At 43.2% G+C, this 13,095-nt stretch carries 10 protein-coding genes; 4 read left to right on the forward strand and 6 right to left on the reverse strand.

All coding sequences use genetic code 11. The features are described from left to right. Positions 1 to 40: 40 nt before the first annotated feature. Complete coding sequence (locus tag JMX07_RS05515; RefSeq protein WP_201606759.1) at positions 41 to 1,078, reverse strand: DUF1852 domain-containing protein; 1,038 nt, start codon at positions 1,076 to 1,078, stop codon at positions 41 to 43. 309 nt (positions 1,079 to 1,387) lie between these two features. Next, positions 1,388 to 2,275 (reverse strand): SDR family NAD(P)-dependent oxidoreductase, encoded by an 888-nt coding sequence (locus JMX07_RS05520; protein WP_102077967.1) that lies wholly within the window; start codon positions 2,273 to 2,275, stop codon positions 1,388 to 1,390. Between the two features lie 234 nt (positions 2,276 to 2,509). On the opposite strand from JMX07_RS05520, the gene JMX07_RS05525 reads away from it, so the two are divergent. Further along, entirely contained in the window at positions 2,510 to 2,905 is a 396-nt protein-coding gene (locus JMX07_RS05525; protein ID WP_201606761.1) for a DUF1622 domain-containing protein, read from the forward strand. A gap of 79 nt (positions 2,906 to 2,984) precedes the next feature. Here JMX07_RS05525 and dusB read toward each other — a convergent pair whose 3' ends face one another. The 3 genes from dusB to JMX07_RS05540 all read right to left on the reverse strand — a co-directional run bounded on the left by dusB (position 2,985) and on the right by JMX07_RS05540 (position 6,936). Beyond that, positions 2,985 to 4,016 carry a tRNA dihydrouridine synthase DusB gene (dusB, locus tag JMX07_RS05530; RefSeq protein WP_201606763.1) on the reverse strand — a complete coding sequence of 344 codons (1,032 nt, stop codon included), beginning with the start codon at positions 4,014 to 4,016 and terminating at the stop codon, positions 2,985 to 2,987. 121 nt (positions 4,017 to 4,137) lie between these two features. Then, complete coding sequence (locus JMX07_RS05535) at positions 4,138 to 6,183, reverse strand: BCCT family transporter (protein ID WP_201606765.1); 2,046 nt, start codon at positions 6,181 to 6,183, stop codon at positions 4,138 to 4,140. A 312-nt stretch (positions 6,184 to 6,495) separates the two neighbouring features. After that, positions 6,496 to 6,936, reverse strand: a complete 441-nt coding sequence (locus tag JMX07_RS05540; RefSeq protein ID WP_102090949.1) for an HIT family protein — start codon at positions 6,934 to 6,936, stop codon at positions 6,496 to 6,498. Positions 6,937 to 7,169: 233 nt separating this feature from the next. Between JMX07_RS05540 and JMX07_RS05545 the strand changes: the two genes are divergently transcribed. The 3 genes from JMX07_RS05545 (at position 7,170) to JMX07_RS05555 (ending at position 11,514) form a co-directional block, all read left to right on the forward strand. Continuing rightward, positions 7,170 to 7,925 (forward strand): hypothetical protein, encoded by a 756-nt coding sequence (locus tag JMX07_RS05545; RefSeq protein WP_201606767.1) that lies wholly within the window; start codon positions 7,170 to 7,172, stop codon positions 7,923 to 7,925. A 206-nt stretch (positions 7,926 to 8,131) separates the two neighbouring features. Next, a complete protein-coding gene (ilvD, locus tag JMX07_RS05550; RefSeq protein WP_201606769.1) occupies positions 8,132 to 10,018 on the forward strand; it encodes a dihydroxy-acid dehydratase in 1,887 nt (628 codons plus the stop codon). Positions 10,019 to 10,266: 248 nt separating this feature from the next. Then, positions 10,267 to 11,514 carry a cation:proton antiporter gene (locus tag JMX07_RS05555; protein ID WP_201606770.1) on the forward strand — a complete coding sequence of 416 codons (1,248 nt, stop codon included), beginning with the start codon at positions 10,267 to 10,269 and terminating at the stop codon, positions 11,512 to 11,514. A 55-nt stretch (positions 11,515 to 11,569) separates the two neighbouring features. On the opposite strand, the gene JMX07_RS05560 is transcribed toward JMX07_RS05555, so the two are convergent. After that, positions 11,570 to 13,006 carry a serine hydrolase domain-containing protein gene (locus JMX07_RS05560; protein WP_201606771.1) on the reverse strand — a complete coding sequence of 479 codons (1,437 nt, stop codon included), beginning with the start codon at positions 13,004 to 13,006 and terminating at the stop codon, positions 11,570 to 11,572. Between the last annotated feature and the right edge of the window lie 89 nt (positions 13,007 to 13,095).

Here is a 13,095-nt window from a genome sequence, read left to right on the forward strand (position 1 = left end):
GATTAATTTATTTTTTATTGTGTTGATGAGTGATGCGCAGTTAAGCGGCTTGCTTCCTAGCCGTTTCTTTATCAGCAGCTTCTTTTTGAGCAGTATCGCCTGTTACATCATAGCTTGCAGCCCATTCCTCAAGGATTGTTTGATACGGCTTGATAAAATGCTTCTCAGTAAATCTGCCTTGGGTCACTGCCATTTGACTGCGTTCGGCGCGGTCATAGACCACTTGAGTCAATGAATAGTCTTGGTAATTCAGGCTAGGTTGATACACTTGACCAGCGCTTGAGTTGGCATTGTAAATCTCAGGACGATAAATCTTCTGAAAGGTCTCCATGGTACTGATTGCACTAATCAGCTCAAGATCCGTGTAATCACTTAGCAAGTCCCCTGCAAAATAAAATGCTAATGGCGCGGCGCTACCTTCAGGCTTAAAATAACGTACCGTTAAGCCCATTTTATGAAAGTAGTCGTCGGTCAACGAGTATTCATCTTGCTTGTACTCAATGCCCAATACAGGATGCTGATTGACAGTACGATAGTAAGTCTTGCTGGTTGACACGCTCAGGCAAATCACAGGTTTTTTGTGAAAATGAGCGTTGTAAGCCTCTGAGTTCAATAAGTATTGAAACAGCTTGCCGTGCAACTCACCAAAATTATCTGGCGTTATGGATGCTAGGTTTTTGTCACGATGCTCTGGTAACACAATACTAAAGTCATAATCACGCACATAAGATGAGAAACTGTTGCCAACCATACCGTCGATACGCTTGTTTTCTTTATGATCCACAATCGTTGTTTTTAGCGTTTCGATAATAGGAAACGTCTGACCATTGCCTTTAACATCTAGATCGACAGAGATGATATCAACTTCAACAGAATAGCGATCTGCTGTCAGATTGTCCCAATGCGCCAATGCATTGAATCGGTTATTGATCATGGTTAACGTTTTGCGTAAGTTCTCTTGGCGGTGCTTGCCGCGTGCCAAATTTGCAAAGTTAGTCGTCAAACGCGTGCTATCTGCAGGCTGATAGTTTTCGTCAAAACGAATGTGCTTAATTGAACAATTGAATTCTTTACTCATGGTGATCCGCTACCTTATTTATCTGAGATAAAACCAAATCTGTGTATGAGGTGAATCATACCGAAATCTAAACATGAATAAAAACGATACAATTTAAACATAAGATGAATTTTATTCATCTTTTTAAAAATTAGAGATATGAAGGAAATTTAACAGCGGAAGTTTTAAAGGTTTATTTAACGTATAACTAAGTCTTTCACATATAAACGGAGAAGAAGGCTTTTATACTGCTTAAGATTATTTGAGGCATGAAAAAAGGATACCGTAGTATCCTTCTTATTCAAATTCGAGCCTGATAACAAATCGTTTCTAGTGATGCTCACCAGGAAGAATTTTGGCAAAGGCACGCTGAGCAAGGTTAGGCTTGCTATCCGTCGTTTGCGCAGCAGTCGAACTTGGGAAAATGCGATAACCAATGGACTGGACGCCAACATTAAAGGCTGGTACCAGTGAATAAGTCGCCGAGGCAAATTTGCCCATATTACTAGCAATGCTATTTGGCTTATGAACGATGGCTTTTGCGACCATCATCGCGGCTTCGTCAGGCATCAGTGCTGGCATATAACGATATAGCTTGGTTGGCGCAATCATCGGGGTACGCACAAGTGGCATAAAAATATTGGTTACTTTGATATTATCGCCTTTGACTTCAGCAGCCAAACAGCGACTAAATGCATCTAAGGCCGCCTTTGACGCGACATAAGCTGAAAAGCGCGGACTGTTTGCCAACACCCCAATTGAAGAGATATTCACGATTTGACCGGTCTGGCGACCAATCATCGTTGGCAAGAAACCAAGAATAATTTTGACCGCGCCAAAATAATTAATCTCCATGGTACGTTCAAAGTCATGAAAACGGTTGACCGATTCATGCACTGAACGGCGAATCGAACGACCCGCATTGTTGACTAGTACATCAACATGCTTAAAGTCAGCCAAAATCTTTTCACTGGTTTTTTCAATCTCATCCATATTGGTCAGATCACATGGATAATAACTGGCCGTGCCACCAAGTGTTTCAATGTTTTCTTTGACCATTTTTAGCTTATCTTCAGTACGGGCCAGCAAAATAACATGCGCGCCACATTCACTGAGCAAAAAAGCCGTACGCTCACCGATACCACTTGAAGCGCCTGTAATGATAATATTCTTGCCTTTGACGGCTTTGGTAATTGCTTTTTTCGAGAGATTGGCCATAAAAAGTCCTTTTCGTTTATTCTATAGTTATTGGTATTCGGTTATAGCATAGCAAAAAATGTCGTATGGAGTGAACAAAACCATAGTGGGCGTTAGCTAACGGAACTTTTACAAATTTCGTCGTCGATATAAATATTTATAAATACATTTTTAGCTTATTGTTAATTCCTAAGTGCTAAGTACTAAGTGTTAAGTGCTAAGCTTTTTTCTGATTAATTATTAGGAGTATCTGCTTTGATAGACACACTAACTCACTATATCGACTTAATTGCCAAAATGATCGAAGTCATTGGCGTCCTCATTATGTTTTTTGGGCTATTTCTTGCTTTATATAGGGCTTTTCGAGCATCGAATCATTTTAATAATGATACTTATGTAGAGATCAGACAGACCGTAGGCAAGTCTATATTGTTGGGATTAGAGGTGCTAATCGCCGCTGATATCGTGGCTACTGTCGTCACTGAGCCATCGCTACGCAGCGTACTGGTGCTAGGTTTCATCGTACTGATTCGAACCTTTTTAAGCTTATCGTTACAGGTTGAACTAGAAGGACGATTCCCTTGGCAAAATAGAAAACCTGCGCCTGACAAACAGCCTGATACTGATACTGTACCAATTGATAAGGCATAGCTGTTAGATAAAAGCGCCATCAAAAAACGATGCATAGACATGATTAGCACTGGTTTATAAAACAAGATTTAAGCGATTACTATTCGTGCGCCTGCAAAAAAGTCTCGACCACTTTGAATTGCCCAACGGTACTTTCTTCGCCATACATCGCCTGTCTAAAAGCGTTAGAGTTTGGAATACCTGTCGTATACCATGCAATATGTTTGCGAGCGATACGGCAGCCTGAGTACTCCCCATAAAAATCATAGAGCTCTTGCAAATGGGCCAGTACGATCTCTTTTATCTCACTGACGCTTGGTGCCTCTAGGCGCTCGCCAGTACGCAAAAAGTGCTCAATATCGCGAAATATCCATGGTTGACCTTGGGCTGCCCGCCCGATCATCACCGCATCACAGCCTGTCATTTCATAGACGTGTTGGGCTTTTTGTGCGCTATCGATATCGCCATTGGCAATAACAGGAATGCTAATGCTTTCTTTGACTTCGCGTATTAGCTCATAGCGTGCACTGCCTGTGTACATGTCTTCACGCGTACGTCCATGAATAGCAATTGCTGCAATGCCGGCCTGCTCAGCACGCTTGGCGACTCGTAAGATATTTTCACGACCGTTTTCAAAGCCTAGACGTGTTTTTAGCGTGACAGGTGCATCCACGGCATTGACCGTTGCATCTAGCAAACGCGCGACCAAATCCTCATCTTGCAACAATGCAGAGCCTGCCAGCTTACGACAGACCTTTTTGGCCGGACAGCCCATATTAATATCGATAATCTGTGCGCCATTATCAATTTGATAACGAGCCGCTTCAGCCAGTTTGTCCGGCTCAGCACCTGCTATCTGCGCCGAAATAGGCGCAATCTCATTGTCAAAATTGGCACGGTACAGAGATTTTTTGCGTGCATAAAGCGCCGTGTCAGCGATGATCATTTCACTGACCGCATGGCCTGCGCCAAATGATTTGCATAATCGGCGAAAGGGATTGTCTGTCACGCCTGCCATCGGTGCGACCATCAAACGGTTTTCAATCGTCAGGCCACCGATATTTAATGGCTGTAATAGCGGATGATCAGACAAAGTCGAGGACGAAGGTAAAATGGGAGAATCAATAGACATAAAAAAACGGCTTGATTTGTAAGGAAAACAAGCCGTTATTCTAAGGATTCCTGCGTTTATTGCAAGCGATTAACGTGAATAGCTTGCATAAGCATTACTCGTTTTTGATACATTTCATGCATTATTTATCAAACACACTGCCCTGCTCTAGTGTGATGTCATCATCATGCTCTTGCATGCGCCACGGCAGACTATCAGGCGATACATTGAGGAAATGTAAATACTTCTCAAACTGATCAATGATGTCATTAATCACTGATTCAGATTTGTAGCCGTATAAGTCATAGGTCTGACCACCACGGCGTAGATACACCTCAGCGCGATGATGATGCTCTTGTGGCAAAGTATCTGCACTGTCTTCAGTATAATAATCAGGCGCATCATGCTCAGATAAGCGCACCTCATACCAAAACTCGACATCGTCACCGCGTTGTAACTCAAGCACCGCACGGTTATTGACCGCGTCATAGTTGACTTCAGTCGTCCAGCCAGTTTCTGCAAATTTAGACGACACTTCCATCATCGAAGGCATCACCACTTCTTTGATGTAGTTTAGCACCTTGTCACGTGTGGGCTTATCAGCCATATAGTCAATGCGCTCACGCCATGCAGACGGTTTGAGTAGATGCGGCGGTAGTTTGTTATTTTGATCAAGGCTTTGATTACGATGTCCTTCGATACGCAGCGCACGCCACATACCGAACATGGAGATCAGAATGATAATCGCAAATGGTAGTGCACTAACGATTGCTGCCGTTTGTAGCGCTGTGAGACCGCCTGCAATCAAAAGCACCGCGGCAACGGCCCCTTCAGTCACTACCCAAAAGCTACGCTGCCACCATGGCGTATCACTACGACCACCAGCCGCTAGCGAATCGATCACCAATGAGCCAGAATCCGATGACGTCACAAAAAACGTAATAATCAACAAAATAGTCAATGACGACACAAATTCGGTAAACGGTAACCGCTCTAATAATTTAAATAAAGCAATCGCTTGGTTGTTTTGTACCTCGCTGATGAGTGAGTTATAGCCATCGACCATAATCATATGTAGGGCAGTATCACCAAACACCGAAAACCAAAAGAACGTAAAGAACGTTGGCACCAACATCACACCGAGTACAAACTCCCGGATGGTACGACCACGGCTAATCTTGGCAATAAACAGACCGACAAAAGGCGCCCATGCAATCGTCCATGCAAAAATAAACAAGGTCCAGCTACCGATCCAATCGCTATTCTCGTACGCTTGTAAGCTAAAGGTACGCTCAACGATATTACCCAAATAACTACCCGTATTTTCCATAAAGGCATTTAGGATAAAGATCGTCGGCCCTACTACAAATACAAACACCATCAGCGCAGTTGCCAATACCATATTTAGAATAGACAAGCGTTTTACCCCTTTGTCCATCCCTGCCAATACGGACACCAGTGCTGCTGATGTCACTAATGCAATCGCCACGACCTGTATGGTAGTATTCACGGGGATAATATCAGGTAACAAGTAGTTTAGACCTGCATTAATCTGCGACACTGACAGGCCAAGACTGGTAGCAATACCGAACATCGTACCCAATATCGCAAACACATCGACCGTATGACCGATAGGGCCATGAATCCTGTCACCAATAATCGGATACAGTGTCGAGCGTATTGATAATGGTAGACCATGACGAAACGCAAAATACGCCAGTGATAAACCAACAACACCATAAATCGCCCAAATATGAAAACCCCAATGGAAATACGCAATTTGCATCGCCTCTTTTGCCGCCGCAATGGTCTGAGGATCCGACATTGGTGGACTAGAAAAATGCATCACTGGTTCCGCTACTCCATAAAACAGTAGCGCAATCCCGTAGCCTGCCGAAAATAGCATGGCAAACCATTCAAGGAATCCGTACTCCGCCTCAGCATGATCAGGACCCAGCTTGATACTGCCATAAGACGAAAACGCCAGTACGATAATGAACATCAAAAACAGGGCCACTGCCAGCATATAAAACCAGCCGAATGTCTCAGTCGTAAAACTAAGCACATCACTAAACAGAGCACCCGCTGCTTCAGGATTAATAGCCGTACCAATGACCAATAGCAGCATAATAATGGCTGCAGGTACAAAGACTGGTAATAAAATAGTCGAACGAGGTAATTTACTCATGAAAGATAATATCCTCAAAAGTTGACGATGCCTTTTTATGAAAATTTTTAATTAAGGCAAAGATTAGAAAATGTGTGTGAATGGTTATAATAATTATCACACTCTTTTCCAAAACCCTAGACAAGCGTTCAACTCGTAACATGACTTTAACGAATGTTACATGACTATTACCAAGAAAATAAAAAAGGCAGCTTGCTAGCTGCCTTTGGATTGTATATGTACTCTACTTTGGTAATTTATAATCTATAAATGCTCGCTAATTCATAAATACCAGTATTTGTTGTACCTAAACAGAAGCAATCTGTTTCCTAACTAAGCATCAATCACTGCCGCCAACTTCTGCGCAATATTTGCCAAATCATTATTATCAGCTTGGGTTACTGCATGACGACCCAATTCATGGATACTTGATGGAATGAGATGTACATGATAATGAAAGACTGTTTGACCTGCTTGTGAGCCATTCAACTGCATTTGGATAACGCCTTCACGCTCAAATACTTGGCGCTGAGCTTGCATGACTTTCTTAGACGTCATTAGCACCGCAGCAGCATATTCAGGCTCAAGATCCGCCAAATCAACGGCTTTCTGTTTTGGTATGACCAATACATGGCCTTCTGCTTGTGGCATGATATCCATAAAGGCCAGCGTTTTATCATCTTCATATACTTTGTGATATGGAATATCACCATCTAACATTTTGGCAAAAATATTATTGTCGTCATAAGCAGTCTTTTGATTTACTTCAGTCATTATTTTTTCCTTTAAGAGTTTTATTATTAGTTAATTAATAGCTCAATAGCTATCCAAAATAGATAAAAGCATCTGTCATATAGTGGACGAAATATAACTTTAGTACAAGTCAGTATGACAACCGAATTTGAAAAATATCAAGCCATATTCCAACCATGCTAGCTCACTAATTTATTGGCGAGTCATGCCCTTAAAATGTTATATTAACCCTCTATTTTAATAACGCTATGTTTATGGATTTGCCTACTTTGCCAACTCAAACAAATATGGATAACACTACCGCAACCCTTGATAATCAGGAAGAACACTCTGATATTGAGAGGGAAAGTGGTACTCAAACTATCGATCCAAACGCTATCATATTAGCAGAAGCATTGACTGATAAAGCCATCAGCTGGCAGATACACAATTGTAAAATTATAAAGAAGACTGTCACGCAAGATTTGCCACTGCCTTTTTTGTATCACTATGACAGTTTAGATGATGCGATCAAACAGACGCACCCGCTTACTCCTGAGCTACTGCTTCAATTCAATAAACCCATGTCAGCTCATCAAGCTGCCAAGTTAATTGGTATTGACGAGGAGCTGCTGACCAGTCCTTGGCATGTAAAAATTATCGGCTCGTTAGTGGTATTTAGTGAGGCATTGCAGTTGGCTGTACGACTACATTGGACCAATACGGGTAAAGAGACGCAGCAGGTATATACTAAAGATGCTGCCGACGCTATTATTGCCGCTTTTAAAGACTGGCAGTTTTTTGGTCGTGTAGACGTCCTCTATAAAAATAATAAGCAAATATTAATTAGTATTGACGAGCAAAACCCTAATACGCCAGCACTCTCTGCCGAGTCACTGTTGACGATTGAAGCTAGTAGTGGTTATCAGCAGCTACTAGCTACTCATGCGCTTGCAGCCATTGTGAAATTAGAAGCAGACAAAGCTGATCTTCCTTGGTTTGACAAAGCCATATTAGAACGTATTGAATAGATGTTTTGAATAACTGTTTTTTTGCTCATCGCTTGTGATTATTAATTCGTTATTATTAGCATATTGTTTTTAGTTATTCATATCTAATGGTATGGTAACGAATTAGTATTATTCACTAGTACTCACTCTCTATAAAAAGCACACTATCCCTATTAAAACTGAGGGTGCACATTTTTATAACCCCGCCTATTTGTAAGGAATATCACATGGATTATCGCTCAAAAACCTCTACCGGCGGTCGTAATATGGCAGGCGCGCGCGCATTATGGCGTGCAACCGGCATGACTGACGGCGACTTTGGCAAGCCAATCATTGCGATTGCTAACTCTTTTACCCAGTTTGTACCCGGCCATGTGCATCTAAAAGACCTTGGACAGCTGGTCGCCCGTGAGATTGAGCAAGCAGGCGGCGTTGCAAAAGAGTTCAATACCATTGCGGTCGATGATGGTATTGCGATGGGCCATAGCGGTATGTTGTACTCGCTACCAAGCCGCGATTTGATCGCTGATTCTGTCGAGTATATGGTCAATGCCCACTGTGCAGATGCGCTAGTTTGTATTTCTAACTGTGACAAAATCACTCCGGGTATGTTGATGGCCGCCATGCGCCTTAACATTCCAGTGGTATTTATCTCAGGTGGTCCAATGGAAGCGGGCAAAATCTTAGCCAGTACCGTTGGTAAGAGCCATAATACGGATAGTAGTGACAGTAGCGCTGTTCGCAAACTTGACCTTGTCGATGCAATGATGGATGCTGCTGATGATAGCATCAGTGATGAAGACGTCGCTGCTATCGAAGCTTCAGCCTGCCCTACTTGTGGCTCATGCTCTGGTATGTTCACAGCCAACTCGATGAACTGCTTGACCGAAGCTTTAGGCCTAGCCTTACCAGGTAATGGCTCACTGCTAGCTACTCATTCATTGCGCCGCGAGCTATTCTTAGAAGCGGGTCGTACCATTGTGTCGCTTGCTAAGCGTCGTTATGAGCAAGATGATGACTCTGTACTACCACGCTCTATCGCTACCAAGGCTGCTTTTGAAAATGCCATGAGCTTAGATATCGCTATGGGTGGCTCAACCAATACCATCTTGCATCTACTTGCTGCGGCCAATGAAGCAGAGATCGACTTTAAGATGGCTGATATTGACCGTTTGAGTCGCGGTGTGCCTTGTCTGGCAAAAGTAGCCCCTGCCTCACAGAAATACCATATGGAAGACGTGCATCGTGCTGGCGGTGTCTTTGCATTACTTGCTGAGCTTGATCGCGCCGAGTTACTAAAAACTGATGTACCAACTATCCATAGCGCAACGATGAAAGAAGCGATTGATAAGTGGGATATCATGAACCCTGACAATCATGAAGCTCGCGCACGCTTCCTTGCAGCACCTGGTGGCGTACGTACCACAGAAGCATTCTCACAATCAAAAGAGTGGTCAAACCTCGATGTCAACCGTGAGTCAGGCTGTATCCGTAGTGCCAAACACGCCTACTCTACAGATGGCGGCTTAGCCGTACTATATGGCAATATCGCTGAGCGCGGCTGTGTGGTCAAAACCGCAGGCGTCGACGAAAGCATCTTAACCTTTACTGGTCGCGCGCGTCTATTTGAATCACAAGATGATGCGGTTGCTGCGGTATTGGCTGATCAAATCGTTGCAGGCGATGTCGTCATCATTCGCTACGAAGGCCCTAAAGGCGGCCCTGGTATGCAAGAGATGCTGTACCCAACGACTTATCTAAAGTCAAAAGGATTGGGCAAAGAATGCGCCCTACTGACAGATGGTCGTTTCTCTGGTGGTACATCAGGTTTATCAATTGGCCATGCTAGCCCAGAAGCTGCTGAAGGCGGTGCGATTGGTTTGGTTGAAGAAGGCGATAGTATTCATATCGATATCCCAAATCGTACCATCAACATGCAAGTGAGCGACGCAGACTTAGCTGCTCGCCGAGAAGCTATGGAAGCGCGTGGACGTGATGCATGGAAGCCTGTCGACCGTGATCGTCATGTCTCGCCAGCATTGCGTGCTTATGCTGCTATGACTACCAGTGCTGATACGGGTGCCGTACGTGATGTGAGCCAAGTGGAGCGCTAGTCTGTAAGCTATCAATGCTCCAGACATACTGATAAAAATATTAAGCCTGCGTAATGCAGGCTTTTTTTTCACCAAAAAACAACGTAGCTGTCGTTTTGATAACTATTTTTTGCGGTAATTATTTTATTTTGGCGTCATGATAAAGAGTATCAGTGACTGACTATCAACTATTGCTGTGAATTGTCATCAATATCTAAAATTACCCTCTTAAAATCGACCCTTAAAACATAACGACGTGCGTAAACCTTATGATTGAAAAATATAACTTATTCTTATTAATCTGCGGGATTGCCTTTTTGCTCGGGGCATTGTTTCCTGTTATTTTTAAGCGCACCTCTATCTCATTACCGATGCTCCAAGTCAGCTTCGGTCTGATGATGGGCTACTGGTGGACGTCTTTGTCCTTTTTAGACCCACTTGATAACGGTTTACTCATCGAAAAACTGACTGAGATTGTTGTATTGGTCTCATTGGTTGGTGCTGGCATTAAAATCGATACAGAGTTGTCTTGGCGATTGTGGCGACCAACTGTAAGACTGCTACTTATTACCATGCCTATTGGTATTTTTGCGATGGCAGTCTTGGGGTATTACGCGTTTGGTTTAAGCCTTGGTGCAGCTATTTTGTTAGGTGCAGTGTTAGCGCCTACTGATCCAGTGTTAGCTTCGAGCATTCAGGTGGGACCTCCCAATACAGGAGGAGAAGACACTCCGCGTTTTACTTTAACGTCAGAGGCAGGGTTGAACGATGGCCTGGCTTTTCCGTTTGTGTATCTAGCGATTAAGATCGCAGAAGCGTTCAGTGAAGGCAAGGCCTTTACTTACGAGATGCTATGGTCGTGGTTTACTCATGACGTCTTGTGGAAGATTGGCGCAGGCGTAGTGGTAGGTGTATTGGTTGGTAAATTATTGGCCAAAGTCGTGTTTTCTAAACATACCCGTGAGACTACCATCTCGCAAGGCTATGTGGTTATTGCGTTGACGCTACTAGCCTATGGTCTTGCCGAGTATGTACATAGTTATGGCTTTATCGCTGTATTCGTGGCCGCATTTGCGTTTCGTCGCTCAGAGTGTGAGCATACTTATCATCAAAAACTGCATGATTTCGCTGAGCAATCAGAAGGCTTACTGATGTCATTAGTGCTGGTTATCTTCGGTATGTTCCTTGGTCAAGGGTTGCAAGCAGATGTCGAGTTGACATGGCGCGTCTATATCGTCAGCTTTACCTTCTTACTACTTATACGTCCAATTGGTGGATTTATTGCCTTATCAGGATTGAACTTACCACATACCGAGAAATACGCAATATCGGCTTTGGGTATTCGTGGTATCGGTACCCTATATTATCTTTCCTATGCGCTCAATCAAGGATTCTTCGCGGATGAGGATGCGCTCAAACTATGGATTGTTTGTTCGATTGTCATTTTGACTTCTATCTTTATCCATGGTCTTAGCGCATCAAGACTGCTTAAAATGACACCAAATCAGCAGCATTAAAATTAATGCTGCTTATATTTGAAACAGAATCAATTCGCGATTAAAACTAGCATTATTAAAATATCTCTTCTATCCAGCTCAAGACGGCTTCTGTCAGCGCAAACTGACGAACGTCATTGAGCATAGTGGTATCAAAATTATGAATAAAAGCAAATGACAATTGGCGCTCAGGGTCGCACCAAGCAACCGAGCCGTTATACCCCATATGCCCAAATCCTGATAATGCAGGACTCATTCTCTTATCCGTATCATCGTTGTTAGCATACAAGCTAAATAATCTATGGTAGCCCAATCGCCATTTCATAGCCGCTGGCATAACCGCATCTAAACCCTCAACCTGCGGAGTAGATAACTGCTCAAAAGTAGCACCATCAATCAGCGTCTTTCCTTGCCATACACCGCCATTAGCAAGCATTGCATAAATCGTTGCCAGTGCTTTAGCGGAAGCGACACCATTTGCCGCTGGAATGACAGCTTGTAGCGTCTGGCGCTTATGATAATCAAGAGCATGTTTGCCAGCAGGTATCAGCGCCGCCTTATAGTTTTTTAGATTAAGCTGACTGGTATTGAAATATAAGCTATTAATACGCGCCGTATTCAAGATAGGTTGCTCGCTGTCAGTATCAGAGCTATCTAGATTTTCATCAAGGCTGTCATCAAGGCTACTTTGCGTCTCAGCTGCACGCTTGTCACTTAGCATTTTCTGTTGCCAGGAATGATAACTAGGTAAGCTTGCATAAGTACGTAAAGTTTCTTGAGAGTCTACTTTTAAGGTTGGTTTTTGACGTCTCGATTTTAATTGAGAGCTTATATTTTCTGATTCTTCAAAATCTTTGGCCAATTTTGCCACCTGATCTACTTTACTATCTGGCACACCAAAATAGCAGCTGTCGGCAATGCCCAGAGGCTCTGTTAGATACTGGCGCAGTGCTTCAGCGAACGATAGATTCGTAACCGCCTCTACTACGCCGCCCAATACCCAACCGTAGACTAATGCACTATAAGCGCTGTCATACTTGGGCGCATCTTCGGGAGAAGTAATGGGCATCGCTGCAATGTGGCGCAGCATCGTATCCCAATCAAGTACCGTCTCGCTATCGACATCAATACTTTGAATCGAAAACAAATCGGCTTGATGTGACATGACTTGTCGCAACGTAATTTGGTCTTTGCCGTTTGCAGCAAATTCTGGCCAGTAATGGGCAATAGGTTTGTCATATTCGATCAGTTGCTGCGAAACCAGCACATGAACCAATGTTGCCAGTACCCCTTTACCGGTAGAAAAATTAATAGCCAACGTATCGGGCTGCCACGACATATCAGAGCGTGCCATACCTGTACTGGCTTGTGCTATACACTGACCTGCTTGATACACGGCTACAGCCCCGCCAGCAGGTGCATCATCAAGCTGTAAATCTGTCAGTAATTGCTGTAAGTTTTTTTGAAAGTCAGCGTTTATAGATGTATTAGAATTTTCTGTATTATGATCCATTATTATTACCTTGCTCAAGTGATATGAATTATTCTAGTTTTCAGATGATAGTAAGACGTAAGCTATATAAAATATTTGAACCAGTATAA

This window comes from Psychrobacter immobilis, from assembly GCF_904846235.1.
GTDB lineage: Bacteria > Pseudomonadota > Gammaproteobacteria > Pseudomonadales > Moraxellaceae > Psychrobacter > Psychrobacter immobilis_C.